Annotated in this window: 28 protein-coding genes and 1 tRNA gene; 18 read left to right on the top strand and 11 right to left on the bottom strand. The window is 62.0% G+C overall.

Going from position 1 to position 25,594, the window contains the following annotated elements; genetic code table 11:
* The first annotated feature begins 18 nt into the window (after nt 1-18).
* A complete protein-coding gene (locus BUE21_RS08580; RefSeq protein ID WP_073356307.1) occupies nt 19-570 on the top strand; it encodes a cysteine hydrolase family protein in 552 nt (183 codons plus the stop codon).
* 15 nt (nt 571-585) lie between these two features.
* Here the strand turns inward: BUE21_RS08580 and BUE21_RS08575 are convergent, their stop codons facing one another.
* The 3 genes from BUE21_RS08575 to BUE21_RS08570 form a co-directional block, all read right to left on the bottom strand.
* Nucleotides 586-1,623, bottom strand: coding sequence for a hypothetical protein (locus BUE21_RS08575; RefSeq protein ID WP_073356277.1), 1,038 nt, complete (start codon nt 1,621-1,623; stop codon nt 586-588).
* 39 nt (nt 1,624-1,662) lie between these two features.
* Nucleotides 1,663-1,821, bottom strand: a complete 159-nt coding sequence (locus BUE21_RS14700) for a hypothetical protein (RefSeq protein WP_159435833.1) — start codon at nt 1,819-1,821, stop codon at nt 1,663-1,665.
* An 85-nt stretch (nt 1,822-1,906) separates the two neighbouring features.
* Nucleotides 1,907-2,134, bottom strand: a complete 228-nt coding sequence (locus tag BUE21_RS08570) for a sulfurtransferase TusA family protein (RefSeq protein ID WP_073356306.1) — start codon at nt 2,132-2,134, stop codon at nt 1,907-1,909.
* A 283-nt stretch (nt 2,135-2,417) separates the two neighbouring features.
* Here BUE21_RS08570 and rpmI point away from each other — a divergent pair, with 283 nt between their 5' ends.
* The 7 genes from rpmI to BUE21_RS08535 all read left to right on the top strand — a co-directional run bounded on the left by rpmI (nt 2,418) and on the right by BUE21_RS08535 (nt 7,716).
* A complete protein-coding gene (gene rpmI / locus BUE21_RS08565) occupies nt 2,418-2,621 on the top strand; it encodes a 50S ribosomal protein L35 (RefSeq protein ID WP_073356276.1) in 204 nt (67 codons plus the stop codon).
* 12 nt (nt 2,622-2,633) lie between these two features.
* Nucleotides 2,634-2,993, top strand: a complete 360-nt coding sequence (rplT, locus tag BUE21_RS08560) for a 50S ribosomal protein L20 (protein ID WP_073356275.1) — start codon at nt 2,634-2,636, stop codon at nt 2,991-2,993.
* Nucleotides 2,994-3,135: 142 nt separating this feature from the next.
* Nucleotides 3,136-4,194 (top strand): phenylalanine--tRNA ligase subunit alpha, encoded by a 1,059-nt coding sequence (pheS, locus tag BUE21_RS08555; protein ID WP_073356274.1) that lies wholly within the window; start codon nt 3,136-3,138, stop codon nt 4,192-4,194.
* Nucleotides 4,195-4,235: 41 nt separating this feature from the next.
* On the top strand, nt 4,236-6,692 hold the full coding sequence (gene pheT / locus BUE21_RS08550; protein ID WP_073356273.1) for a phenylalanine--tRNA ligase subunit beta: 2,457 nt from the start codon (nt 4,236-4,238) through the stop codon (nt 6,690-6,692).
* Between the two features lie 138 nt (nt 6,693-6,830).
* Nucleotides 6,831-7,157: an integration host factor subunit alpha gene (locus tag BUE21_RS08545; RefSeq protein ID WP_073356272.1), complete on the top strand. Its 327-nt coding sequence runs from the start codon at nt 6,831-6,833 to the stop codon at nt 7,155-7,157.
* Nucleotides 7,158-7,187: 30 nt separating this feature from the next.
* A complete protein-coding gene (locus BUE21_RS08540) occupies nt 7,188-7,544 on the top strand; it encodes an RnfH family protein (RefSeq protein WP_073356271.1) in 357 nt (118 codons plus the stop codon).
* 95 nt (nt 7,545-7,639) lie between these two features.
* Nucleotides 7,640-7,716, top strand: a tRNA-Pro gene (locus BUE21_RS08535).
* A gap of 77 nt (nt 7,717-7,793) precedes the next feature.
* On the opposite strand, the gene BUE21_RS08530 is transcribed toward BUE21_RS08535, so the two are convergent.
* Nucleotides 7,794-8,291: a hypothetical protein gene (locus BUE21_RS08530; protein WP_073356270.1), complete on the bottom strand. Its 498-nt coding sequence runs from the start codon at nt 8,289-8,291 to the stop codon at nt 7,794-7,796.
* 209 nt (nt 8,292-8,500) lie between these two features.
* Here BUE21_RS08530 and BUE21_RS08525 point away from each other — a divergent pair, with 209 nt between their 5' ends.
* The 9 genes from BUE21_RS08525 to rsgA all read left to right on the top strand — a co-directional run bounded on the left by BUE21_RS08525 (nt 8,501) and on the right by rsgA (nt 18,003).
* Nucleotides 8,501-9,757: a lipoprotein-releasing ABC transporter permease subunit gene (locus tag BUE21_RS08525; RefSeq protein ID WP_073356269.1), complete on the top strand. Its 1,257-nt coding sequence runs from the start codon at nt 8,501-8,503 to the stop codon at nt 9,755-9,757.
* A complete protein-coding gene (gene lolD / locus BUE21_RS08520; RefSeq protein ID WP_073356268.1) occupies nt 9,750-10,454 on the top strand; it encodes a lipoprotein-releasing ABC transporter ATP-binding protein LolD in 705 nt (234 codons plus the stop codon). The genes BUE21_RS08525 and lolD overlap by 8 nt, the downstream gene beginning before the upstream one ends.
* Nucleotides 10,454-11,299, top strand: a complete 846-nt coding sequence (locus BUE21_RS08515; RefSeq protein ID WP_073356267.1) for a TatD family hydrolase — start codon at nt 10,454-10,456, stop codon at nt 11,297-11,299. Before lolD ends, BUE21_RS08515 begins: the two co-directional genes overlap by 1 nt.
* 53 nt (nt 11,300-11,352) lie before the next feature.
* The gene (locus tag BUE21_RS08510) at nt 11,353-11,910 is read left to right on the top strand and encodes a DNA-deoxyinosine glycosylase (protein ID WP_073356266.1); all 558 of its coding nucleotides are present in this window, start codon (nt 11,353-11,355) and stop codon (nt 11,908-11,910) included.
* Between the two features lie 21 nt (nt 11,911-11,931).
* The gene (locus tag BUE21_RS08505; protein ID WP_084523072.1) at nt 11,932-12,720 is read left to right on the top strand and encodes a class I SAM-dependent methyltransferase; all 789 of its coding nucleotides are present in this window, start codon (nt 11,932-11,934) and stop codon (nt 12,718-12,720) included.
* A complete protein-coding gene (locus tag BUE21_RS08500) occupies nt 12,717-14,045 on the top strand; it encodes a cryptochrome/photolyase family protein (RefSeq protein WP_073356264.1) in 1,329 nt (442 codons plus the stop codon). Before BUE21_RS08505 ends, BUE21_RS08500 begins: the two co-directional genes overlap by 4 nt.
* Nucleotides 14,046-14,118: 73 nt before the next feature.
* The gene (gene argG / locus BUE21_RS08495; RefSeq protein ID WP_073356263.1) at nt 14,119-15,465 is read left to right on the top strand and encodes an argininosuccinate synthase; all 1,347 of its coding nucleotides are present in this window, start codon (nt 14,119-14,121) and stop codon (nt 15,463-15,465) included.
* 262 nt (nt 15,466-15,727) lie between these two features.
* Nucleotides 15,728-17,035 carry a M48 family metallopeptidase gene (locus BUE21_RS08490; protein ID WP_073356262.1) on the top strand — a complete coding sequence of 436 codons (1,308 nt, stop codon included), beginning with the start codon at nt 15,728-15,730 and terminating at the stop codon, nt 17,033-17,035.
* Entirely contained in the window at nt 17,032-18,003 is a 972-nt protein-coding gene (gene rsgA / locus BUE21_RS08485) for a ribosome small subunit-dependent GTPase A (RefSeq protein WP_073356261.1), read from the top strand. Before BUE21_RS08490 ends, rsgA begins: the two co-directional genes overlap by 4 nt.
* 18 nt (nt 18,004-18,021) lie before the next feature.
* Here rsgA and BUE21_RS08480 read toward each other — a convergent pair whose 3' ends face one another.
* The 3 genes from BUE21_RS08480 to BUE21_RS08470 form a co-directional block, all read right to left on the bottom strand.
* Nucleotides 18,022-18,843: an outer membrane protein assembly factor BamD gene (locus tag BUE21_RS08480; protein ID WP_073356260.1), complete on the bottom strand. Its 822-nt coding sequence runs from the start codon at nt 18,841-18,843 to the stop codon at nt 18,022-18,024.
* Between the two features lie 173 nt (nt 18,844-19,016).
* On the bottom strand, nt 19,017-19,844 hold the full coding sequence (locus tag BUE21_RS08475) for a MetQ/NlpA family ABC transporter substrate-binding protein (RefSeq protein ID WP_073356259.1): 828 nt from the start codon (nt 19,842-19,844) through the stop codon (nt 19,017-19,019).
* Nucleotides 19,845-19,883: 39 nt separating this feature from the next.
* A complete protein-coding gene (locus tag BUE21_RS08470) occupies nt 19,884-21,179 on the bottom strand; it encodes an O-acetylhomoserine aminocarboxypropyltransferase/cysteine synthase family protein (RefSeq protein ID WP_073356258.1) in 1,296 nt (431 codons plus the stop codon).
* Between the two features lie 379 nt (nt 21,180-21,558).
* Between BUE21_RS08470 and BUE21_RS08465 the strand changes: the two genes are divergently transcribed.
* On the top strand, nt 21,559-22,470 hold the full coding sequence (locus BUE21_RS08465) for a bifunctional GNAT family N-acetyltransferase/nucleoside diphosphate kinase regulator (protein ID WP_073356257.1): 912 nt from the start codon (nt 21,559-21,561) through the stop codon (nt 22,468-22,470).
* A 110-nt stretch (nt 22,471-22,580) separates the two neighbouring features.
* Here the strand turns inward: BUE21_RS08465 and BUE21_RS08460 are convergent, their stop codons facing one another.
* The 4 genes from BUE21_RS08460 to BUE21_RS08445 all read right to left on the bottom strand — a co-directional run.
* On the bottom strand, nt 22,581-22,802 hold the full coding sequence (locus tag BUE21_RS08460) for a hypothetical protein (RefSeq protein WP_073356256.1): 222 nt from the start codon (nt 22,800-22,802) through the stop codon (nt 22,581-22,583).
* Nucleotides 22,799-23,962 (bottom strand): PepSY-associated TM helix domain-containing protein, encoded by a 1,164-nt coding sequence (locus BUE21_RS08455; protein ID WP_073356255.1) that lies wholly within the window; start codon nt 23,960-23,962, stop codon nt 22,799-22,801. Before BUE21_RS08455 ends, BUE21_RS08460 begins: the two co-directional genes overlap by 4 nt.
* 1 nt (nt 23,963) lies before the next feature.
* Complete coding sequence (locus BUE21_RS08450) at nt 23,964-25,265, bottom strand: TonB-dependent receptor (RefSeq protein WP_084523068.1); 1,302 nt, start codon at nt 25,263-25,265, stop codon at nt 23,964-23,966.
* A 50-nt stretch (nt 25,266-25,315) separates the two neighbouring features.
* A partial coding sequence (locus BUE21_RS08445; protein WP_143164466.1) for an integrase core domain-containing protein occupies nt 25,316-25,594 on the bottom strand: 279 nt, incomplete at its 5' end.

Raw genomic sequence — 25,594 nt, 5'->3', positions numbered from 1 at the left:
CACCGAAAAGGAAATGCCATGAGCCAACAAGCCATCATCGTCGTCGATCTGCAAGACGAATACCTGCCCACCGGCAAACTGCCCCTGAGCGGCATTGAACAGGCGGTCGCCCAGGCGGTCAAAGTCATTGGCGATGCACGCGCCAGGGGCAGTCTGGTCGTTCATATCCGCCACGAATCGGCCGACCCGACCCGGCCCATTTTCACTCCAGGCACGCAAGGCACGCAATTCATGGCGGCCGTGGCTCCGCAGGCAGGCGAGCCGCAAATCCTGAAGCACCATCCCAATTCGTTCCTTCAAACCGACCTGAAAAAGATACTCGACGAGCGCGGCATCGAGGAAGTCACCATCGTTGGGGCCATGAGCCATATGTGCATCGATGCTACCGTGCGCGCCGCATCCGATCTGGGCTATCGGGTGACGGTGGTTCACGATGCCTGTGCCACGCGCGATCTGGAGTTCGGTGGCCAGGTAGTAGCGGCTGCCCAGGTGCATGTGGCCTTCATGTCGGCACTGGCCTTTGCCTATGGCCGCATCATTTCCTGCCAGGAGTATCTGGCCAACATTTGAACGGTTGCCGAACGGTCACAGCCGCAGCAGCAGGCGTGTGGCCGGGGTGTCGTGGGCATTGTTGCGGGTGCGTGCGCCGGACAGCCGCTGGCGCAGCGTTTGCCAGTGTCCCTGCCAGCGGCTCCAGAGGCCATCGGCTGCTGCGGGAGCTGTTTCCAGCAGCACAGCATGGCGTTCCCCGGCCAGGCCCAGCGTGATGGGTTCTCCCGATTCGTGGCGTTGCCGCAGGTCGGCCAGCACCGTGGCATCCAGATGCTCCCAGGCGGTTTTCCAGCCGTACCAGTCGCCGTGCAGGGCTGTGTGGCGCAGGTCGTCCAGGTTTTTCCAGCGCGGCAGGCGCGGGGCCGGGGCGGCATTCCAGTCGGCGGGCAATGCACCGCTGCCAGACACCCAGAAGGCGTTCACGGGTGGCAGGCCGTGGGCCGTGCGGGCATCGTTTTCCGGCAGGTTGTAGAGCAGCATCTGGCATTCGGTCTGCAAACGCTGGAGGATGGGGGCGGCCTGCACGGCAGGCAGCCAGGGGCGCACGTCGCGCTGGATGACCCGCTCCAGCGAGGCGGTGGCCAGATCGGCCAACAGTGGCGAGCAGGCCAGCCAGCGCGTGGGCGTATCCCAGTGCAGGGCGATGCCATCCTGGGCAAACCACGGTTGCAGGACGCGGAACATGGCGCGCGCCGATGCTTCATCCAGTTGCAGGTGGGCGGGGTCGCCCATCACGATGCGGTCGGGCGTGACCTGCCAGTGGCACAGGTGGATGAACGCCCAGCCGCTGGCCGCAGCGTCCAGCCCCTGTTGGCTGGCATGCAGTGCCGCCAACGGCATGGAAGCAGGCAATGGCGACGATGGGTTGTACAGATCATGCAACCACAGGCGTTCGTGCGGCAGGCTGGGCGTGAGTTCGTCGCCTTCCAGCCAGTGGCGTTGCGCCAGATGTGGCAGCAGCGCATTCAGGTGGGGCAGCGACAGCCCGTCGCGGCGCAGGACTTCGTCAAAATCGCTGGTGAATGCAAAGGGAATGAGTACCCGCGCTGGGGATGTGTCTGCTGGTGTCATGGTTCACGCCGGGCGGGCTGGGAGCGTACAGCCTTTGCCTCAGGGTTTGGGGCGCGTGGGGAATGGCCACGGTGCATCGGGTTGCAAGGTGGTCTGGGGCGGGGGACTGGCAGGTACAGAAGGGATGGGGGTGCCGCTGCGGGGGGCTTTCTGCGCAGCGGGTGCGGCGGTCTTGGCAGGTGTTTTGCGGGTGGCCATGGGCTTTTCCAATCGGACAAACGGCGATTCTGCGCCAGTTGCACACTTCCGACAAGAAAATGCCTGCAAAATCCACCCGGCGCAATCATCTGCGCCGCAGCACGAAGCAGTGCAGGCCAGCGGCACTGCCCTGCGCCACCAGGGTGTTGCCGGTCTGCGCCGAGAATGCCGCAAAATCGCGCAGCGATCCGGCATCCGTGGCATAGATGCGCAGCAGTTGCCCGGACTCCAGCGTGGCCAGGGCTTTCTTGGCCCGCAGAATCGGCAGCGGGCAGTTCAGCCCACGCGCATCCACCTGCGTGGCCACGGCCAGGTCGCTGCATCCGTCGATGTGTTGCAATGCGTCGTCCATTTGGGTTTCCTTTTTTTCTCTCGTGGGACTGTCTGGCGGCTGATTGTAGTGCGCTCGTGCCACAGCGGCTTGCGAGGGGGAGTGTTCGGGTTTATAATCAGCGGCTTCGCTTTTTGCGGATGCGGCTGGTTTGGGCCGGCACGCAGCGCAGGGCGAAGTACCAAGAAGTGGATTCAGGCCAGACAAAAGGTTGCAAGAGGTTTGCAAACGCCTGGAATGCACAACCAAAAAGCAGGATTCATCCATGCCTAAGATGAAGAGCAAAAGCAGCGCGAAAAAGCGTTTTCGCGTGCGTCCCGGTGGGACAGTCAAGCGCGGTCAGGCGTTCAAACGCCACATTCTGACCAAGAAGAGCACCAAGAACAAACGCCAATTGCGCGGCGCAGTGAATGTGCATGACACCAACCTCGGCCACATGGCGCAAATGCTGCCATTTGCCGGTCTGTAAAGGAGAGTACACATGCCTCGCGTCAAACGTGGTGTAACGGCACATGCCCGTCACAAGAAAATTCTGAAGCTGGCCAAGGGTTTCCGTGGTCGCCGTGGTAACGTCTTCCGTGTGGCCAAACAGGCCGTCATGAAGGCCGGTCAGTACGCCTACCGTGACCGCCGCACCAAGAAGCGCGTATTCCGCCAGTTGTGGATTGCGCGTATCAATGCCGCTTCGCGTGAACTGGGCCTGACCTACAGCCAGTTCGCCAATGGCCTGAAGAAGGCTTCCATCGAAATCGACCGCAAGGTGCTGGCCGATCTGGCCATACACGACAAAGCTGCTTTTGGCAGCCTGGTGGAACAGGCCAGAGCCAAGCTGGCAGCTTGATCGCCGTCACCGCAGTGACACACATTGTCAGGGACAATGGTGGCACTGCCTCCCAGGGCTGGGCTTGAAGAATCTGCCGCTGCGGCAACAGATTCCAGGGCACAGCCCTTTGTTTTTTTGATCGCTCCCTTTCTGTTGTTCTATGACCACCGAGCTGGATTCCATTGTCGAACGCGCACGGCAGCAGTTTGCCGCAAGCCCCACCCCTGCCACGCTGGAAGATGCCAAGGCCCTGTTTCTGGGCAAGGCCGGGGAAATCACCGGTTTGATGAAGGAGCTGGGCAAGCTCAGCGTGGACGAGAAGAAAACACGCGGTGCGGCCATCAACCAGGCCAAGCAGGCCATCGAACGCGCCTTGCAGGAGCGTCGCCAGCAACTGGCCGAGGCCGAATTGCAGGCCCAGCTCAAGGCCGAGGCACTGGATGTCACCCTGCCGGGCCGCCGTCGCCAGCCCGGCGGACTGCACCCGGTTTCGCGCACGCTGGAGCGCATCGAGCAGATTTTTGCCTCCATGGGGTTTGATGTGGCCGACGGCCCGGAAATCGAATCCGACTGGCACAGTTTCACGTCGCTGAACAACCCGCCCAACCACCCGGCGCGTTCCATGCAGGACACCTTCTACGTCGATCTGAAGGACGAGAATGGCCTGCACTACAATCTGCGCCCCCACACCAGCCCGATGCAGGTGCGCTATGCCCACCAGCACGTCAAGAAATACCAGCAGCAGGTCGCGGCAGGCCAGCCCATGCCGGAAGTGCGCGTGATTGCCCCAGGCCGCACCTACCGCGTGGACAGCGATGCCACGCACTCGCCCATGTTCCACCAGTGCGAAGGGCTGTGGCTGGGCGAGAACATCAGCTTCAAGGACTTGAAGTTCGTCTTCACCAATTTCTGCCGCACCTTCTTCGAGCGCGACGATCTGGTGCTGCGCTTTCGCCCCAGCTTCTTCCCGTTCACCGAACCGAGCGCGGAAATCGACATCCAATTTGCCAGCGGGCCACTGGCCGGTCGCTGGCTGGAGGTGGCCGGTTCCGGCCAGGTGCATCCGAATGTGGTGCGCAATATGGGGCTGGACCCGGAGCAGACCATCGGTTTCGCATTCGGCATGGGGCCTGATCGCCTGACGATGCTGCGCTATGGGGTCAATGACCTGCGCCAGTTCTTCGATGGCGACATTCGCTTCCTGCGCCAGTTCCAGTAACCGCCACGCCGCCACAAGACGGCCCCAAGGGAGTTTTTCTCATGCAATTTCCAGAATCATGGTTGCGCGAATTCTGCAACCCGGCCCTGAGCACCCAGGAACTGGCCGACACCCTGACGATGGGTGGCTTCGAGGTCGAGGAGCTTGACACCGTGGCCCCCCCATTCACCGGCGTGGTGGTGGGCGAAATCCGCGAGGCCGTGCCACATCCCGATGCCGACCGCCTGCGCGTCTGCAAGGTGGACGTGGGCGCGGCAGGCGAGGGCGAGCTGCTGCAAATCGTCTGCGGCGCGCCCAATGCCCGCGTGGGCATCAAGGTTCCCTGTGCCGTGGTCGGCGCAGTGCTGCCACCCGGTGCCGATGGCAAACCCTTCAAGATCAAGCTGGGCAAGCTGCGCGGCGTGGCCAGCCACGGCATGCTGTGCTCGGCCAGCGAACTGAAACTGGCCGACGACCACGGCGGTCTGCTGGAACTGCCCGCCGACACCCCGGTGGGGCAGGACATCCGCGCGAGCCTGAACCTGGACGACACCCTGTTCACCCTCAAGCTCACGCCCAATCTGGCACACGGCCTGAGCGTGTACGGCGTGGCGCGTGAACTGGCGGCACTGACCGGCACGCCACTGCATACCCCGGCGATTGCGACCGTACCCACCACGCTGGACGAAACCCTGCCGGTGCAGGTTCAGGCCGCCGATCTGTGCGGACGCTTTTCGGGCCGCATCATCCGCCACATCAACGCCCAGGCCAGCACCCCACGCTGGATGCTGGATCGGCTCGCCCGCTGTGGCCAGCGCGGCGTGTCGGTGCTGGTGGACATTTCCAACTACGTCATGTTCGAGTATGGCCGCCCCAGTCATATTTTCGATCTGGACAGGATTCACGGCAGCCTGCAAGTGCGCTGGGGCAAGGCGGGCGAATCGCTGGAACTGCTCAACGGCAACACCATCGAGGTCGATGATCAGGTGGGTGTGATTGCCGACGAGCAGCAACTCGAATCGCTGGCAGGCATCATGGGCGGCAACGCCACCGCCGTCTCGGATGCCACGCAGAACGTCTATGTCGAAGCCGCGTTCTGGCGGCCTCAGGCCATTCAGGGGCGGTCGCGCCGCTACAACTTCTCCACCGATGCCGGGCATCGCTTCGAGCGCGGGGTCGATCCCAGCCTCACGGTGGAGCACATCGAACGCATCACGCAACTGATTCTGGACATCTGCGGCACGCCCCAGACCCAGGTGGCCGCCATCGACGACCAGACCTTGCAACTGCCCGAAAATCCGCCCGTCACGCTGCGGGTGGCGCGCGCCGCCCGCATCATTGGTATGCCCGTCAGCAGCAGCGATTGCGAAAATGCCTTCCAGCGGCTGGGCCTGCCGTTCCAGCGCGAGGTGGACGAGCACGGCAACGAAGTGCTGCGCGTCACGCCGCCGCCGCACCGCTTCGATCTGGCCATCGAGGCCGATCTGATCGAGGAAGTGGCACGCATCATCGGCTTTTCCCAACTGCCGGAAACACCGCCACAGGCTCCCATATCGGCCCGTGCGCAGCCTGAAAATCGCCGCAGCAAGTTCGCGGTGCGCCACCTGCTGGCCGATCTGGGCTACCAGGAAACCATCAATTTCAGCTTCGTGGAAGCCGCCTGGGAAGCCGAACTGGCAGGCAACGCCAACCCCATTCGCCTGCTCAACCCGATTGCCAGCCAGATGAGCGTGATGCGCTCCACTCTGCTCGGGTCGCTGCTCCAGGCCCTCAAGTTCAACCTCGACCGCCGCGCCAGCCGCGTGCGCCTGTTTGAACTGGGCCGCGTGTTCCTGCGCGACGACAGCGTCGCCACCACCGATACCACCGTGCAAGGCGTGCACCAGCCCATGCGCGTGGCCGCCCTGGCCTATGGCGACAGCGCAGGCCGCCAGTGGACACACACCGAACGCAAGGCCGATTTCTACGATGCCAAGGGCGACGTGGAAGCCCTGCTGGCTCCGCTGCAAGCCACCTTCGAGGCCGCCGAACACCCCGCGCTGCACCCCGGCCGCAGTGCCCGCATCGTGCTGGATGGAAAAACCATCGGCTTCGTGGGCGAACTGCACCCGCGCTGGCGACAGCAATGGGAACTGCCACAGGCTCCCGTGCTGTTCGAGCTGGAACTCGATGCCGTGCTGCAACGCCCGATTCCGCTGGCGCAGGAAATATCCCGCTTCCAACAGGTGGAGCGCGATCTGGCCGTGGTGGTGGCCGAAACCGTCACCTTGGCGCAGATACAGCAGGCCATTGCCAGCAGCGCGCACCAGGCCCTCATCAACACCGTGACCCTGTTCGACATCTACCGCCCGGCCCCGGGCCAAAGCAGCGGTGGCGTGGGGGAAGGCGAGAAAAGCATGGCCCTGCGCCTGCACCTGGGCAGCAAGGAAGCCGCACTGGCCGAGGCCGACATCGACGCTGCCTTGCAGGCCGCGCTGCAAAGCCTGCAAACGCAACTGGGGGCACGCCTGCGCGCCTGATGCGCAAGGCCTTTCCCCTGTGAATGCAGCCTGCCCGCCGTGCGGGCTGTTTTCGCCTGCCACGCGATTGCCCCTCAGCCTGCGATTGTTTGGCACAATCTCCTTTTGCAGCAGTCAGACCGACGACGAAAGACAACCATGAGCGACGCACCATTGAACAACGAAAACACCGAATCCAACTCCCTGACCAAGGCGCAACTGGCCGAACTGCTGTATGAACGCCTGGGCCTGTCCAAGCGCGAATCCAAGGATGTCGTCGATGCGTTCTTCGAGCGCATTTCCCATACCCTGATTGGTGGGCAGGACGTGAAGATTTCCGGCTTTGGCAACTTCCAGATTCGCACCAAGGCATCGCGCCCCGGTCGCAACCCGCGCACCGGCGAGGTCATCCCTATCGATGCACGCCGCGTCGTCACCTTCCACGCCAGCAACAAGCTCAAGGAGCAGGTGCAACCGGCATCCTGATGGCCTGTCTGCTGCCCATTTGCCTTTCTCATGCCGACACTACGTTCCATGCGCATCACGGCAGTGGTGTCGCCATCGGCGGGCCAGGTCAGGGAAGTCGTGCTGCATCTGCCATGCGGGGCCACATTGCAGCAAGCCCGGGATGCCGTGCTGGCGCAACTGCAAGCCGAGGCAGGCCAGCAGGACATGGGGCATGACTGGCATTGGGGAATATGGGGGCGGCAATGCCCGCTCGATACCGTGCTGACCACTGACAGCCGGGTGGAAGCCTACCGTTCCTTGACCGTTGATCCCAAACTCGCGCGCCGCACCCGCTTCGCCCAGCAGGGTGCGCGTGGAGCCGGGTTGTTTGCCCAGCAGCGCAAGAATGCCAAGCCTGGCTATTGAGCGCGCGATTGCCTAGTATCAAGCAGGCATTTACCCAGCACGTTTTGGCTGGAGAAAAGTATTACAATATTCGCCTGTTCAAAACAACAGGCCATCGGGGTGTAGCTTAGCCAGGTAGAGCGCTACGTTCGGGACGTAGAGGCCGGAAGTTCGAATCTTCTCACCCCGACCATTTGGTTTCCCATTGAAAAAAACCGCCGGATTCGTGTATGAATCCGGCGGTTTTTTCATGGTGTGCCCAAGACGGAATTATTGGGCAGCGGCTGGCTGTGCAGCCGGAGCCGCTTCCACGGCTGTTTCAGCCACAGGAGCTTGCTCCGTGGCTTCGGTGGCAGCGGCTTCTTCTTCGCCACCGATGGCACCGGCAATCGCATTGCCGGCCAGCGAGCCGACCACCGCGCCAACGGCTGCACCGGCAATCGTGCTGCCGATGCCAGGGCCGCCCGCAGCGGGAGCGGCGGCTGCCGGTGCGGCATTGGCTGTAGCAGGTGCGGCGGCCGCAGGGGTTGCGGGAGTGGCCGTTTGTGCCGTGTTCTGCGAGGCGGCGGGTGTATTGGTGGCAGAACGGGATGCCGCTACGGGAGCAGCGGGCTTGGCGGGAGCGGCAGGGGCCTTGGCTGCCGCACGGGCTGGCTTCTTGCTGGCCATGCGCTTGGCGTGGGCATCCGAAGGCAGGCCCAGAGCGGTCACGGACAGGGCCATCACGGCAGCGGCCAGAAGGTGGGTGCGGGACAGAAGGGATTTCATGCGGGGACTCTCTTGCTGAAGGGTTGAAAACAGGGGTCAGATGGTACAGGAAAACGTTTTTTTCAAGATCGGATACCTGGTTTTTTGTGGGTGGTATTCGGTTGCTCCTGACCACAGCCAGGGTAGCGAGGCATTTGATGCCACAATCGCCCCTTTGCGTTTCGGGTGCGGCGGCATGCCGGGCGCGTGATGGGTTTTGATGGTTGTGTATGCAAACACCTTATGAATGGTCAATGGGCTGGCGTTATACCCGGGCGGGGCGCACCAGCCGCAGCAAGGGGCTGCTGTCGTTTGTCGCGGGCGTGTCGTCCATCGGCATTGCGCTGGGCGTGGCCGCGCTGATTATCGTGCTCAGCGTGATGAACGGCTTTCAGCGCGATGTGCGCGACCGGATGCTCAGCGTGGTCTCGCACATCGAGGTTTTCGCGCCTGCCGGAGGCTCGCTGCACGATGTACAGCGCACCACGCAGGAGGCCATGCAGCACCCGGAGGTGGTGGGAGCTGCGCCCTTTGTGGCCGTGCAGGCCCTGCTGGCGCGGGGGGATGACATGCGCGGCGTGCTGGTGCGCGGCATCGACCCGGTGCTGGAGCCGCAGGTGACGGAACTGGCAGGCGAGATGCGCCAGCAGGAACTCGCCGCCCTGGAGCCGGGCAGCTTCAACGTGATTCTGGGCAAGCAACTGGCCGATCTGCTGGGCGTGCGCGAGGGCATGAAGGTGACGCTGGTCGCGCCATCCGGGCAGGTGACACCGGCGGGCGTGATGCCCCGGCTCAAGCAGGTGACGGTGGCGGGCACCTTTGATTCCGGCCACTACGAATACGATTCCAGCCTGCTGATGATGCACTACGAGGATGCCCAGCGCATCTTCCGGCTGGAAAGCCCCAGCGGCATCCGCCTGAAACTGCATGATCTGCACCGCGCCCCGCAGGTGGTGCGGGAGCTGGCGGGCACGCTCAGCGACCGCCTGCTGCTGCGCGACTGGACGATGCAGAACCGCACCTGGTTCGTGGCCGTGCAGATGGAGAAGCGCATGATGTTCATCATTCTCTCCATCATCGTGGCGGTGGCGGCCTTCAATTTGGTGGCCACGCTGGTGATGACGGTGGCCGACAAGCGGTCGGACATTGCCATCATGCGCACGCTGGGCGCGAGTGCGGCCAGCATCATGGCGATTTTTGTGGTGCAGGGTGCGCTGGTGGGGGTGATCGGCACCGTGGCCGGGCTGCTGCTGGGGCTGCTGGTGGCCTGCAATATCGATGTGATCGTGCCGTTTTTCGAGCGGCTGCTGGGCTTTCAGTTTCTGCCGCAGGACGTGTATCTGGTCAGCCAGATTCCCAGCGATCCGCAGGTGGGCGATATGGTGATGATCTGTGCGGTGGCACTGTTGCTGTCCTTTGTGGTGACGCTGTACCCCAGTTGGCGTGCCAGCCGCATCAACCCGGCGGAGGCTTTGCGCTATGAGTGATGGCAATGCGAACGAGGCGGTGCTGAGTGCCCGCGCGGTGGTCAAGCGGTTCCAGCAGGGCACGCTGGACGTGACGGTGCTCAAGGGCCTGAGCCTGGATGTCCATGCCGGGCAGACGCTGGCAATTGTGGGTGCGTCCGGTTCCGGCAAGAGTACGCTGCTGCACATTCTGGGCGGGCTGGAGCAGCCCACGTCCGGCTCGGTGCTATTGCAGGGCCAGCCGCTGGAAAAGATGAGTGCGCGCCAGCGTGGCGTGGTGCGCAACCACAAGCTGGGCTTTGTCTATCAGTTCCACCATCTGTTGCCGGAACTGACGGCACTGGAGAACGTGGCCCTGCCACTGCGCATCCGCCGCGCCCCGCACAGCCAGTGCGTGGCCGATGCCACGGCCATTCTGCAAAAAGTGGGACTGGGGCAACGCCTGCACCACCGCCCGGCGGAACTCTCGGGCGGCGAACGCCAGCGCGTGGCGATTGCCCGCGCCCTGGTGACACAGCCGATCTGCGTGCTGGCCGACGAACCCACCGGCAACCTCGACCGCGACACCGCCAACGCAGTGTTTGCGATGATGCTGGAGCTGGCACAGCACCAGGGCACGGCCTTTGTGCTGGTGACGCACGACAACGCACTGGCGGCCCGTTGCGACCGTCAGGTGCGACTGGATGCGGGCACATTGGTGCATGGCACTGGCCAGTGATGAGCGGCTGGATCGACACCCATTGCCATCTGGACGCACCCGAATTCGCGCCCGACCGTCTGGCGGTGCGCGAAGCCGCGCGGCAGGCCGGAGTGGGCTGTTGTGTGATTCCGGCGGTGGCCGCCAGCACCTTTGCCGATGCACGGCAGTGCGCCCACCAGGGGGGCGATGCCTACGCGCTGGGCATTCACCCGCTGTACACGCCCCAGGCTCAGGAGGACGATCTGGCCACGCTGGAGGCGGCATTGCGGCAACAGGCCGATGACCCGCATCTGGTGGCGGTGGGCGAGATCGGGCTGGATTACTTTGTGCCGCTGGATGAGCAGCGGCAGGAGCGGTTTTTCCATGCACAGCTTCGACTCGCCAAGGCCGCACGGCTGCCGGTGATTCTGCATGTGCGCCGTTCGGTGGATCGGGTGCTGAAGCCGCTTCGCGCCCTGCATTTCGACCAGGGCGGCATTGCCCACGCCTTCAATGGCAGCTTCCAGCAAGCCAAGGTCTTGCTGGACATGGGGTTTCGGCTGGGGTTTGGCGGAGCCGTGACGTTCGAGCGCGCGCTGCAACTGCGCCGACTGGCCGCGCAACTGCCTGCCGATGCCATCGTCATGGAAACCGATGCCCCCGACATTCCTCCACACTGGTTGTATGTCGATGCCAGGCAACGCACACAAGGCGCAGCTTCTGGGCGCAACAGCCCGGCAGAACTGCCGCGCATTGCGGCCGAAGTGGCGGCCCTGCGCCAGGTGGATGTGCCGGAATGGATGGCGCAAACCCGGCGCAACGCGCTGGCAGCCTTGCCCCGCCTGGCCGGGCTGATGGCGGTATCGACAGAAAGGCAGGCATGACTTCCAGGGAAGGTTTGCAAAACCCTTGCGGTAAGCCCGCGCCTGCCAATGGGATGCAGCGCAAGGCGGATTCTAAGCATCCACCACTGCCATTCGCCCCAGACCCGGCCGCGTTGCAGGGCCTGCCGCCGCTGGTGAACACGCAGATTCGCGTGCTGATTCTGGGCAGCTTCCCCGGCGTGGCCTCCTTGCAGGCCGGGCAATACTACGCGCACCCGCGCAACCAGTTCTGGCCCTTGCTGGCGGCCATCTGGCCCGAGCACCCGCAACCCACCGACTACGCCGGACGCTGTGCCTGGCTGCTGGAGCGGGGCGTGGGGCTGTGGGATGTCTATGCCAGTTGCCAGCGGCAGGGCAGTCTGGACAGCGCGATTGAAAATGCCCGCCTCAACGATTTTCCCGTGCTGGCGGCGCAGTGCCCGCAGTTGCGCCTGATTGCCCACAACGGCGGCGAAAGCCACCGCCATGCCCGCCTCACCCGTGATCTGGCCGCGCAGACTCTGCGCCTGCCGTCTTCCAGCCCGGCCAATGCCTCGTGGTCGTTCGCCCGCAAGCTCGAAGCCTGGCGGCAGGCCATGCGCATGGCTGGACTGCTGCCCCTGTCTGATTGATATTGCCCCGGAGGAATCCCTGTGAAACCCGCCCGCCCGTCCAAGAGTCCGCCTCTGGAACTGCCCGAAGTCTGTATTTCCGAAGATGGCGGCGTGCGCCACCTGCATCTGGAAACCCCCTGGATTCAAGGCTCCATGCGCATTGCCAAGCCCATCGATCTGGAGCTGGAATATGTGCAGCGCATGATGGCCTGGCTGCTGTTCGTGCCGCCCGACGACGTACCGCAACTGCACGCCATGCAGCTCGGGCTGGGCGCGGCCGCGCTCACCAAGTTCTGCTACAAACGCCTGGGGATGCGCACCACAACCATTGAACTGAACCCGCAGGTGGTGGCCGCCTGCATGCGCTGGTTTCGCCTGCCCGCCAACGACGAACGGCTGCAAGTGCTGGTGGCCGATGCCGAACTGGCCGTGCAGGACAGCGACTGGCACGGCACGGTGGATGCCTTGCAGGTGGACTTGTACGATGACGAAGCCGCCGCCCCGGTGCTTGACAGCCCCGACTTCTACGCCCACTGCCGCCAGATGCTCACCGCGCAGGGCTGCATGACCGTGAACCTGTTTGGGCGCACCGCCAGCTTCCGGCGCAGTCTGGAGCATATCGCCCAGGCCTTCGGGGCCGATGCCGTCTGGCACTTCAAGCCCACGCGCGAGGGCAATGCCATCGTGCTGGCACGGCGCGACAGCAGCGAAGTGTCGTCCGCCTTGCTGCGCAGTCGCGCCGAAGAAATCGAACGCCGCTGGAAACTGCCCGCCCGCCTGTGGCCGCACGCGCTGCAAGCCTTTGCGACCACCGGGGAAACCGCATGAGCGGGCCGGTTGTGCTGTGCTGGTTGCGGCGCGATCTGCGCCTGCACGACCACGCCGCCCTGTACCATGCCTTGCGCCACGCCCGCCAGCACGGGGCGCGGGTGCAGCCCCTGTTCATCTTCGATACCGACATCCTGCAAGCATTGCCCAGCCGCTGCGACCGGCGCGTGGACTTCATCCAGCAGGCACTGTGCCATCTGGACGGGCAACTGGCCGCCCAGGGTGCGGGACTGCGCGTGTGCATTGGCGCGCCGCTGGCCGTGTTCGGGCAACTGCTGGCAGAACCCGCGCAGGTCATCGCCGTCTTCACCAGCCACGACTACGAACCGGCCGCGCTGGCCCGCGATCTGTCGGTGCAGCGACTGCTGGCCGGGCAGGGCGCGGCCTGGCACAGCGTCAAGGATCAGGTCATCTTCGAGAAAAACGAAGTGCTCAAGGACGATGGCACGCCTTACACCGTGTTCACGCCCTACAGCAAGAAGTGGCGCAGTCGCCTCAGCGACTTCTATCTGCAATCCTATCCGAGCGAAAAATACACCGCCCATCTGGCCGCACGCGCTGAGGCAGGCGAGGGCGGCATTCCCACGCTGGCCGATATGGGCTTTCAGGCCACTGGCATTCGCTTCGCACCACCTGCCGTCTCGCCCGGCCTGTTGCGCCGTTATGCCGAGCAGCGCGACATTCCCGGCATCGAGGGCACCTCCCGGCTGGGCATTCATCTGCGCTTTGGCACGGGCAGCGTCCGCGCCCTGGCCCGGCAGGCGCAGACGCTCAGCGATGCGTTCCTGAACGAGCTGATCTGGCGCGATTTTTTCCAGATGCTGCTGTGGCACTACCCGCACTCGGTCGATCAGTCCTTCAAACCCGACTACGACGCGATGGCCTGGCGCAATGTGCCCGAGGAGTTCGACCGCTGGAAAAGCGGCACGACCGGCTACCCGCTGGTGGATGCGGGCATGCGCGAACTCCATGCCACCGGCTTCATGCACAACCGGGTGCGCATGAGCACCGCCAGCTTTCTGTGCAAGCACCTGCTGATCGACTGGCGTTGGGGCGAGCGTTACTTTGCCGAGCAGCTGCTGGACTACGACCAAGCCGCCAACGTGGGCAACTGGCAATGGGCCGCAGGCAGCGGAGCCGATGCCGCACCGTACTTCCGCATCTTCAACCCGCACTTGCAAGCGCAGAAGTTCGACCCCGAGCAGCGTTACATCCGCCAGTGGGTTCCCGAGTTCGGCACACCCGCCTACCCGCCGCCGATGGTGGAACACGCGCTGGCGCGGCAACGCTGTCTGGCGGTTTACCAGCAGGCGTTAAAATCCTGAATTCCCTTGTTAAAAACCGGGGTTGGGTGGCCCATCGAAGCCATGGGCCGCGCTCCCCATTTGTCACCACACCATGTCCAACACCATTCTGCAAACAATCCCCGCTGGCGAAAAAGTCGGCATTGCCTTTTCCGGCGGTCTCGACACCAGTGCCGCACTGCTGTGGATGAAACAAAAGGGCGCGACCCCTTATGCCTACACCGCCAATCTGGGCCAGCCCGATGAATCCGACTACGATGCCATCCCGAAAAAGGCCATGGCCTATGGCGCGGAAAAAGCCCGCCTGATCGATGCCCGCAAGCAACTGGTGCACGAAGGCATTGCCGCGATTCAGGCCGGAGCCTTCCACATCAGCACCGGTGGCATCACCTACTTCAACACCACGCCGCTGGGCCGTGCCGTCACCGGCACCATGCTGGTGGCCGCCATGAAGGAAGACGATGTGAACATCTGGGGCGATGGCTCCACGTTCAAGGGCAACGACATCGAGCGTTTCTACCGCTATGGCCTGCTCACCAACCCGGCCTTGAAAATCTACAAGCCCTGGCTGGATCAGCAGTTCATCGACGAACTGGGCGGGCGCAAGGAAATGAGCGAGTTCCTGATCGCCAACGGCTTCGACTACAAGATGTCCACCGAGAAGGCCTACAGCACCGATTCCAACCTGCTGGGCGCGACGCACGAGGCCAAGGATCTGGAATTCTTGAACAGTGGCATCCGCATCGTCCAGCCCATCATGGGCGTGGCGTTCTGGAAGCCGGAGGTGCAAGTCCAGGCCGAGGAAGTGAGCATCCGCTTCGAGGAAGGCGTGCCGGTGGCCCTCAATGGCCGCACCTTCGGCGATGCCGTGGAACTGCTGCTGGAGGCCAACCGCATCGGTGGCCGCCACGGCCTGGGCATGAGCGACCAGATCGAGAACCGCATCATTGAGGCCAAGAGCCGTGGCATCTACGAAGCTCCTGGCATGGCCCTGCTGCACGCAGCCTACGAGCGACTGGTGACGGGCATCCACAACGAGGACACCATCGAGCAGTACCGTATCAACGGCCTGAAGCTGGGCCGCTTGCTGTACCAAGGCCGCTGGTTCGACCCGCAGGCCATCATGCTGCGCGAAACCGCCCAGCGTTGGGTGGCACGCGCCGTCACCGGTGAAGTGACGCTGGAGCTGCGCCGGGGCAATGACTATTCGATTCTGAACACCGAATCGCCCAATCTGACCTACGCGCCCGAACGCCTGAGCATGGAGAAAGTGGAAGACGCGCCATTCTCGCCCGCCGACCGCATCGGCCAGCTCACCATGCGCAACCTCGACATCGTCGATACCCGCGCCAAGCTGGGCATCTACACCCAGGCAGGCCTGCTCTCCAGCAGCCAGGATGGAGCCGTGCCGCTGCTGGGCGGCGACGGCCAGCAGGGCTGATCGGAAACAGGTTCTAAGCTGAATGCCGCTTACTTAACGCCGTCATTCCGGCACAGGCCGGAATCCAGTGACAACGTGAAGAGAAAACACCTTCGTTTTTCGTAGCTTGCTTTGTCACTGGATTCCGGGTCAAGCCCGGAATGACGGGAAACAGGCTTAAGTAAGTGCCATTCGTTCTAAGATGTACCAACCGCTGTGTCCGTCGGCCACCGGTTGGTTTTTTTCGGGCGCATGTCCGGGTAAGTGAGACTGCATGGTAGGAATGTCGTGGGATGCAATGCCGCTGGCCTCGGGGCTGGCATGGACGTGGCTGGCCCTGGTGCTGCTGCATGGCCTGATCGAGGCGGTGCTGGCACTGCGCCAGATGCGCCATGTCCGGCAGCACCGGGGGGCCGTGCCCGCCGCCTTTCGCTCGCATATCGCGCTGGCCGCCCACCAGAAGGCGGCCGATTACACCGTCGCCACGGTGCGGCTGGGACTGTGGGAACTGCTCTGGTCGGCCGCACTGCTGCTGTTCTGGACGCTGGGCGGGGGCCTCGATGCCCTGAATGCGGCCTTGCGGCAGGCAATGGGCACGGGGCTGGCGCAGCAGATCGCGCTGGTGCTGGTCTTTGCGGGCATCTCCATGCTGCTGGCCTTGCCCTGGGGCTGGTACAAGACCTTCCGCATCGAGCAGGGCTTTGGCTTCAACCGGATGCGGCTGGGGCTGTGGCTGATGGATACCGGGCGTTCGCTGCTGCTGGGGTTGCTGCTGGGCGCGCCACTGGCGGCAGCCGTGCTGTGGCTGATACACTCGGCAGGCAGTGCATGGCCGCTGGCGGCGTGGCTGTTGTGGATGGGCTTCAATGCGCTGGTGATGTGGCTGTTCCCCACCGTGATCGCACCGCTGTTCAACCGCTTTCAGCCGCTGCAAGACCCGGTGCTGCAACAGCGCGTCGAGACCCTGATGCAGCGCAGCGGCTTTGCCGCCAAGGGCCTGTTCGTGATGGACGGCAGTCGGCGCAGTGCCCATGCCAACGCTTACTTCACCGGCTGGGGCACGGCCAAGCGGGTGGTGTTTTTCGACACCCTGCTGCAAAAGCTCAATGCCGACGAGGTCGAAGCGGTGCTGGCGCACGAACTCGGGCACTTCAAGCACCGGCACATTGCCAAGCGCATGCTGTCGATGGGGCTGCTGAGCCTGCTGGGGCTGGCAATGCTGGGCTGGCTGATGCAGCAGCCGTGGTTCTTTGCGGGCATGGGCATCCATGTGCAGGGCGACAACGCCCAGGTGCTGGCGCATCCGCAGGCTCTGGGGCTGTTGCTGTTCGCTCTGATGGCCGGTGTGCTGGGGGGGCTGATGCAGCCGCTGGGGGCATTCTGGTCGCGTAAACACGAGTTCGAGGCCGATGCCTACGCCATGCGCCAGACCGAAGGCCGCCATCTGGCCAGCGCGCTGCTCAAGCTCTACCAGGACAACGCTGCCACGCTCACGCCCGACCCGTGGTATGCGCGTTTCCATTACTCGCATCCACCGGCCACCGAGCGGCTGGCACGGATGCAGCCGCAAGCCACAGGAGCCACGACATGACGCAAACCCATGCCCTGCTGCACGGTCTGGTGGTGAACAGCCACGGTCGCCATTGCGTGGTGGAATCGGACGATGGTTCGCGCCGCATCTGCCATCCACGCGGCAAGAAAAGCCAGGCGGTGGTGGGCGACCGCGTGCAGTGGCGCGCCGCGCCCGCCGGTCAGGGCGAGGAGGGAACCATTGAAGCCGTATTGCCGCGCGACAACCTGTTCTACCGGCAAGACGAAGTGCGCACCAAGGCATTTGCGGCCAACATCGACCAGATTCTGGTGCTGCTGGCGGCCGAGCCGGTGTTTTCCGAAGGGCAACTGGCACGGGCACTGATTGCCGCGCAGGAGCAGGGCATTGCTGCCATCATTGGCCTGAACAAGGAAGATGTGCCCGACGCATTCGCGCAGGCATGGCAGCGGCTGGCGGCCTACCGCGTCATGCAGGATGGCGAATCACAGCCACTGTACCCGGTGCTGCGGTTGCAGCTGGAATCGGCATCGGGTGGCACGGACTTTGCGGCCTTGCAGGCGCGTTTGCAGCAGCGTCGCACGCTGGTGCTGGGGCCGTCGGGAGTGGGCAAGAGCACCCTCATCAACCGCCTGATTCCCGAGGCACAGGCGCAGACGGCGGCCATTTCGCAGGCACTCAACAGCGGCAGGCACACCACCACCACCACCTGGTACTGGTTGCCGGATGCAAACGAAGATGGTGTGGCCGCGCCCCGGCGTGCCGCCATTCTGGATTCGCCGGGTTTTCAGGAATTCGGACTGCGCCACATTCAACCCCAGCAACTCACCCGCTGGATGCCAGACATCCACGCCCATGCCCAGGGCTGCCGCTTTCACAACTGCACCCACATTCACGAACCGGGCTGTGCGGTGCAGGCCGTGGTGCAAGATGAAGCGACCCACGGTGCGATTGCCCGCAGCCGCTACCAGTTATACCAGCGGTTTCTGGCGGAATTGCAGGGGCGTTGAGAAAGCCCTTCCCTTGCCTTATTCGCCCCAGAGCTTCCACCAGGAGCGTTTCGGGGCGGCATCCGTGGTGGCGTTGGGTGCTGGGGGCAGGGTGGAGCGGATGACGCGGCGGGTATCGTCGCGCAGATCGGTCATGCCCAGCGCGTCGTAGGAGCGTTCCAGAATGTGCAGGGCCTCGACCAGCGCGGGCGAATCCTTGTAGTCCTGCAAAGCCTGCTGGGCACGGTTGATGGCGGCCACATACGCTCCGCGCGAGTAGTAGTAGCTGGCCACATGGACTTCGTAGGCGGCCAGCGCATTGACGATGTACAGCATGCGCTGGTGGGCATCGGGCGCGTACTTGGAGTTGGGGAAGCGTTCCACCAGAGCCTTGAAGGACTCGAAGGAATCCTTGGCGGCGCGCTGGTCGCGCTCGGACAGGTCGCGCTTGGTCAGCCAGCTGAACATGCCCAGGTCATCGTTGAAGTTGATGAGGCCCTGCAAGTACAGCGCGTAATCGGCGGCCGGGCTGGTGGGGTGCAGCATCAGGAAGCGGTCGAGCGTGGCAATGGCCTGGGCGCGGTCACCGTTGCGGTACTGGGCATAGGCCTTGTCGATCTGTGCCTGCTGGGCCAGCGGGGTTCCGGCGGCGCGGCCTTCGAGTTTTTCCAGCAGTTCAATGGCCTTGTCGTAGCCGCTGCTGTTCATCTGCCCCTGGGCTTCGGTGTAGATTTTGTCAGGGTTCCAGGTGGCCGTCGGGTCTTCGTTCTGGGTGGCGCAGGCGGTCAGCAAAATGGCCACAGTCGCCACGGCACCGAGGCGGAAGGCAGGGAAAAGGCGGAGGGAAGAGGCAATGCGCATAGTCGTTGGGCTTGGGGAAAACGAAGAAGGCGGGCATCTGGCATGTCCGAAGCCTGCCCATTGTATCTGCCCGGCAGAAGGCACCGGGCAGAGCATGAAAACAAGCCCGGCACCATGGCGGTGCTGTTGCGCCTTTGGCCCTTCTATCGCCTTTGCGAAAACGACAGCGAAGGTCAGTGCGGATTCACCGCAATGACAGAACCCTCGTACTGGTTCTGAATGAAGCGGGCCAGCTCTGCCGACTCCAGCACCTTGGTCAGTTGCTGGATGCGGGCATCGTTGAGCAGTTGCGGGGTGGTCACCAGCACGTTCGCATACGGGTTGTTGGCCACTTTCTCCAGTGCCAGCGCATCCTTGGCGGGCTTGAGACCTGCCTCCAGCGCGTAGTTGCCGTTGATGATGGCCAGGGCCACATCGGGCAGGGTGCGTGGCAGCAGGGCCGAATCGACTTCCTTGATCGTCAGGTTCCTGGGGTTCTCGATGATGTCGGCAGGCTTGGCCAGATGCGTGGCCGGGTCGCTGAACTCCGGCTTGAGGCGAATCAGGCCATTGTCTTGAAGCAGGAACAGGGCGCGGCTGAGGTTGCTGGCGTTGTTGGGCAGGCTGACGATGCCGCCGCTGGGAATATCCTTCAGGCTCTGGTGTTTTTGGGAATAGATGCCCAGCGGCTCAATGTGAACGGTGGCTGCGACGGCGAAGGTTTGCTTCAGGGCCTGTTCCTGAAGGCGCAGGTAGGGCACATGCTGGAAGTAGTTGGCCTGCACATCACCGCCGGCCAGCAGTTCATTGGGATTGACGCCATTCGGGAACTCGACGATCTTGAGTTTCAGGCTGGGGTCGATCTTGCTGGCCTGTTGCAGAATTTGCGCATGGGGCAGGGCATCGGCGGCAATCACCAGCGGTTCCGAGGCACTGGCAGGCACGGCTGCCAGCAGCATGCCTGTGCCCAGCAGCAGGCTGGCAAGAGTACGGGAGAGGGTGCGAATGGGATGGTGGGGCATGGGTGGACTCCTGGAGGGCAAACTCATGGTGGATGGGGGTCAGGCGGCAGCCAGTGCCTGTTGCAGATCGGCGATGAGGTCGTCGATGTGCTCGATGCCGATGGACAGGCGCACGGTTTCTTCCTTGACCCCGGCCTTTTCCAGTTCTGCGGGCGAGAGCTGGCGGTGGGTGGTGGAAGCGGGGTGGGTGGCCAGCGACTTGGCATCACCGATATTGACCAGTCGGGTGAACAGTTGCAGTGCGTCGAGGAAGCGTTCGCCTCCGGCACGGCCCCCCTTGACTCCGAAGGTGAGAATGCCAGACGCATGGCCGCCCAGGTACTTCTGTGCCAGGGCATGGTCGGGGTGATCGGGCAGGGCCGCGTAGCTGACCCACTCCACCTTGTCGTGCTGTTGCAGGAACTGCGCCACGGCCAGGCTGTTGGCGTTGATGCGCTCCATGCGCAGGCTCAGGGTTTCGATGCCTTGCAGAATCAAAAAGGCATTGAAGGGCGACAGTGCCGCGCCGGTGTTGCGCAGTGGCACGGTGCGGGCGCGGCCAATGTAGGCGGCGGCTCCCAGTGCTTCGGTGAAGACCACGCCGTGGTAGCTCACCTCAGGTTCGTTCAGGCGTTTGAAACGTTCCTTGTGCTCGGCCCAGGGGAATTTCCCGGAATCGACAATCGCGCCGCCCAGCGTGGTGCCGTGGCCACCCAGGTACTTGGTGAGCGAGTGCACCACGATGTCTGCGCCATGCTCGAAGGGGCGCAGCAGGTAGGGGGTGGCGACGGTGTTATCGACGATCAGCGGCACACCGTGGCGGTGGGCGATGTCGGCAATCGCGGCAATGTCGGTGACGTTGCCCAGCGGATTGCCGATGGATTCCACATATACCGCCTTGGTGCGGGCATCGAACAACCCCTCGAAACTCTCTGGCTGGCGGGTATCGGCAAAGCGCACTTCGATGCCGATCTGCGGCAGCGTATGGGCAAACAGATTGTAGGTGCCACCGTAGAGCGTGGAAGCAGAAACGATGTTGTCGCCTGCCTCGGCAATCGTCAGCAGCGAATAGGTGACGGCCGCCTGCCCGGACGCCAGCGCAAGTGCGCCGATGCCGCCTTCCAGCGCGGCAATGCGCTCTTCCAGTACCGTGTTGGTCGGGTTGGTCACGCGGCTGTAGATGTTGCCTTCCACCTTCAGATCGAACAGGTCGGCCCCGTGCTGGGCGTTGTCGAAGGCAAACGAAGTCGTCTGGTAAATCGGCACGGCCACGGCCTTGGTGGTGGGGTCGGGCTGGTAGCCGCCATGCACCGCCAGGGTGTCGAACTGCCATTGGGATTTTTCTTGCTCGGACATCCAAAATCTCCTGATTTGAAGGGGTGATCGAAAATGTCAGGGCATTATTCGGGATGTCACCATGCAGTCGGCTTATATGAAAACCACTGGAAGTTGAATAGCCAAAAAGTGATTATCTGTTTTTATTTGCATATTCATCGGCGGAATTTATAATAAAAATTATCTTTACTTATCAATAAGTTGAAAATTCTTTCTCTGTGGTTTCCGAGGGATTTTATTTCTCTGCATGCAAAGAAAATCTGCGCATGAACTTATGCTGTCGCGTATCATTTTTCACGAACCCTGTCATACCGGCCTATAATGGCGACTTTCGTTGAAAGAACCGTCATGGCCACGGCCATGAAGGGCTTTCATTCTTGCAACCAAATGTGGTGAAGATATGAGTAAGCCTTTCATTGCGCTATGTCCAGAAATCACCCGGACCAACGCGCTCCATCTGATGGACTGGCTGGAAGACGAGTGCGTCATCCGCTACCTGAGCGATTCGCGACACGTCTCCCGCTTCATCGAACAGGTCATTGGCCGGGTTCAGTTGCCCATCCTGACCCATTTGTTCAACCAGAGTGGCCGGTTCTTCATGGCCTACGACCGACATGACGTGCCGGTGGGGTTCGTGCGTCTCGTCAAGACTGGCACAGACTGCGAAATCGTTCTGGCCATCGGAAACCGCGACAACTGGGGTCGCAAGCTGGGTGCCAGTGCCATCCGCGAAGGCATGAAACTTGCCTTCTTCGATATGCGGGCCGAAAAGCTCATCGCCAAGATTCACCCCGACAACACGCGCTCGGTGAATGCCTTCCTGCGCTGTGGCTTCCTGCTCCAAGGCGAAACGCCCACGCTGCAATCGTTTTCCATGACCTCGGCGCGTTATTTTCGGCTACTGCGTGACAATGCCGTGGGCCACCCCACCGGAATTCACGTCACCGAAAGCGACAAGGCAAGGCTCAGGAATCTGGTGGCGATGGAGCAGGGGCCAACTGTATTCGAGTTGGAGCACGAAATTGAGCGAGCCATCGTGGTCGATGCACGACAGGTCGCGCGAAGTGTCATCACGATGAATTCCAGGGCCTTGCTGCACCTGAACAATGAAAAAGTGGAAGTATCCTTGGTCTACCCCAAAGACGCAGACGACAGTGCTGGCAAACTATCGGTTTTCTCCGACATCGGCACCGCCATTCTGGGTTACCAGGAAGGTGATGCCATCGACTGGCGCATCTCAGACCAAACCCACCGCATACGCATCGAGAAAGTGCTCTACCAGCCAGAAGCTGCGGGTGATTTTCACTTATAGCATCGCATGCTGCGCCACCGACGCATTACGCATCGTTGTGATCTGATATAAATTGTTTGCAGAAAAAACCACTGGAAGATGGGTTTCGCCTTCGGTTCCAAGCTGTGTCCTCATTGATATGGTTCGCTGACTCCGCTTTGACGGCTGCGTACCAACTGGTGAACCCAAGGCAGTAAACACCACAGGCTGAAGCCCACCGCAGGCAAGCCCAGTGAGGCCCATGACAGCGCATCCCACACGCCATCACCCACCAGTGCCGAGATCAGACCGACCATGCTTACCACAGCAATCAGCAGTGGCCAGCGGAAGACTATCCACAGCGAGTGGTTCATGTGATGGACTCCTTTGCTTTTTTGAGTGGGCGTATTTTGGCTTTTCCTCCCGAGGGCTTTTTCAGCCACAGGTAAATGCCACTGCCCAGCACTGCGATGGTCATGAGCGTCAGCAGCGTCCAGATGATCTTTAGCGGCAGGCCACCGTAGTCGCCGAAGTGCAGCGGCTGTGACACAAAAAGCGTTTTCATGTACCAAGGCATGCGCACAAAAACAACCACTTCGCCTGTGCTGGCATCGACCAAAGAAAATGACATGACACGCTTGGTCAGTGGCGTATTGCCCTCGTACATCGCAGCGTAGTGGTGTGGGCTGCTGAGTGCCGTGCCGGGGAAAATGAAATTGAACAAGTGCATGTCCGGTGCCACGGCACGGGCAGCAGTCAAGGCTTTTTCCACCGCGATGCGGTTTTCTACGGGTGGCATTTGGCGATAAGGCCTGATGACCTGCTCCATGTCCGTCGCTTTCCAGTGGCTGGTAATAAGCGGTGCCAACGTGTTGATTACGCCGGTCAGCGCAACCACAGATACCCATACCACAGTCACTATGCCCAGCAAGTTGTGCAAGTCCAGCCAACGCAAACGTGGCGCACGATCGGTACGCACCGTCCCAAAGTCGAGCTTGTGCATGAAGGGCGCGTAAACCACGACACCCGAAACCACTGCGACAAATACCAGCAAACCCATGCAACCTAGGAACAACATGCCCGGCAGCCCTGCATACATGTCAACGTGCAATTGCCGCATGACCCGCATGAAAGGCATGACCCACTTGAACCCCGTGGGGGCTTCGGCGCGCGGCAACAACTTTCCGTTGCGTTGATCGAATGCCTGGATGTACATGCCAGGAGAAGGCAGCACGCCTGTGCTTGATGTAACGATTCGAACGGTTTGCGGTTGATGTTCACGGAACGTCATGCTCACCAGAATATGCCCCGTTGGCCTGACAGACAGTGCTTGATGAGCCAATGTCTCCAGTGCCGGTGCGATAGTACCGGGTGCCACCGCTTCGACGGTGGGCGGCGGACTCTGCCAAGCCCTGATTTCATCCGAGAAGATCAGCGGTAAGCCAGTGAGGCACAGCATCAGCATGAACAGCATCGAGACAAGGCTGCTCCACTTGTGTACCCACAACCAGCCTTTCAGCGTGGCAGCACGCATGTCAGAAATCCACTGTTGCGGACAGTGTCCAGGTGCGTGGTGCTCCCAACACCAAATAACCTGAGTTCACTGCTGCCCAGTAGTCCTTGTCCAAGGCATTATTGACATTGGCACGAAACACCACATCCTTGCCAGCAATTTGTGTCGCATAACGCGCCCCTAAATCCAGGCGGTTCCAGTTTGGCACTTTCTTGGTATTGGTGCCATCAAGGTATTGTGATGAGCTGTAGCTGGCACGCGCCGTCAGGGTCAAACCAGGTACGAATGGTGTATCCCATTCGGTCCCAAACTTCAACTGAGTTGCAGGAACACCACTTGGTTTTTTCCCAAGCGTATCACCGACCGCTTTTGTCACTTTGGTATCAATGATGGTGGCACCTGCCAGCAGACGCAGGGAACGGTTTAGCTCGCCGAATACATTCAATTCAATACCGCGATTGCGTTGCTCTCCATCAAGACTGTAAATGTTGTTCTCAGTGATCGGATTAGGACGGGCAATCTGGTAAGCACTGAGCGTAGTCGTCAGGTTACCCCAATCCACCTTCACCCCCACTTCTTGTTGCTTGGTCTTGTAGGGAGCAAAGACTTCGCCGGCATTGTCCAGCCCTGTATTTTCCGGCGCAGTCGGCCCTTGGGTAAGACCCTCAATATAGTTGCCGTAGATAGACACATTGCCGCGCAGTTTGAAGACCAAACCAGCCATGGGCGTCACTGCGCTCTTGTTATACAAGGCATTGCTGGCTACGTTGAACGTCTTGACTTGCTGTTTTCGAAGACCTAGCGTCAGTTGCAGACGATCATCATAAAAAGAAATCGTGTCTGCCAGCGCGAAGCTGGTCAAGCGCGTATCCGTACTTTTCTGCGCTGCCCCCGGAGCAACAGGCATAGGCAAAGGAACGGGCTGATACATATTTGATGTGCCCGGTGCCCCAACGGCACCCGCTGACGCATAGTCTTCGTCAAAATAATTGACGCTGAACGCAAGCTGATGGCCCACCGTACCGGTTTTGAGCCGAGTGTTCAATCCAGCGTGTCCAGCCTGTGTGTCATAAGCATATCTGGCCGTTGTCGCTCTCAACGTGAAGTCACCATTAGGCTGGACAGTCGGATACCCCAAGGTGGCCAAGTGGTCATCGGTGCGTTTTCCCCATGCGCCATAGATCATGGTTTCGGGCGTAATGTCGTACTCGGCGCGAACCATGACCGTTTTATCGCGCCCCATGTAATCAGCACCATGGACAGAAATACTGTTGTTACTCGGGGGCTTGAGTACTGTGGATCCCATGCCGAAGGCAACCTGCATACCGTCATCCTGTTGTGGTCAAGTTTTAGTGGACACCGAGATAAGGCATTTCAGGTGTTGGCTTTCTCGTATTGAGCAGGAGATCGGTATCCCAGGCTGGAGTGCAGCCGGTGGGTGTTGTAGAAAGCGACGATGTAATGGTTGATGTCGGCCATGGCTTCCTGGTGATTGGCATAGCGGCGCTGCCAGAGACGCTCCATCTTCAGGTTCAGGAAGAAGCGCTCCATCACTGCGTTGTCCCAGCAATTGCCTTTGCGGCTCATGCTGGCCACCAACTGGTGCCTGGCCAGCAAGTCACGGTGGGCCTGACTGGCATACTGACTGCCACG

It is taken from the genome of Lampropedia hyalina DSM 16112 (assembly GCF_900129055.1).
GTDB classification, from domain to species: domain Bacteria; phylum Pseudomonadota; class Gammaproteobacteria; order Burkholderiales; family Burkholderiaceae_C; genus Lampropedia; species Lampropedia hyalina.
The sequence above is the reverse complement of the archived record's forward strand: the minus strand, read 5'-3'. Positions and strand labels throughout refer to the sequence as shown.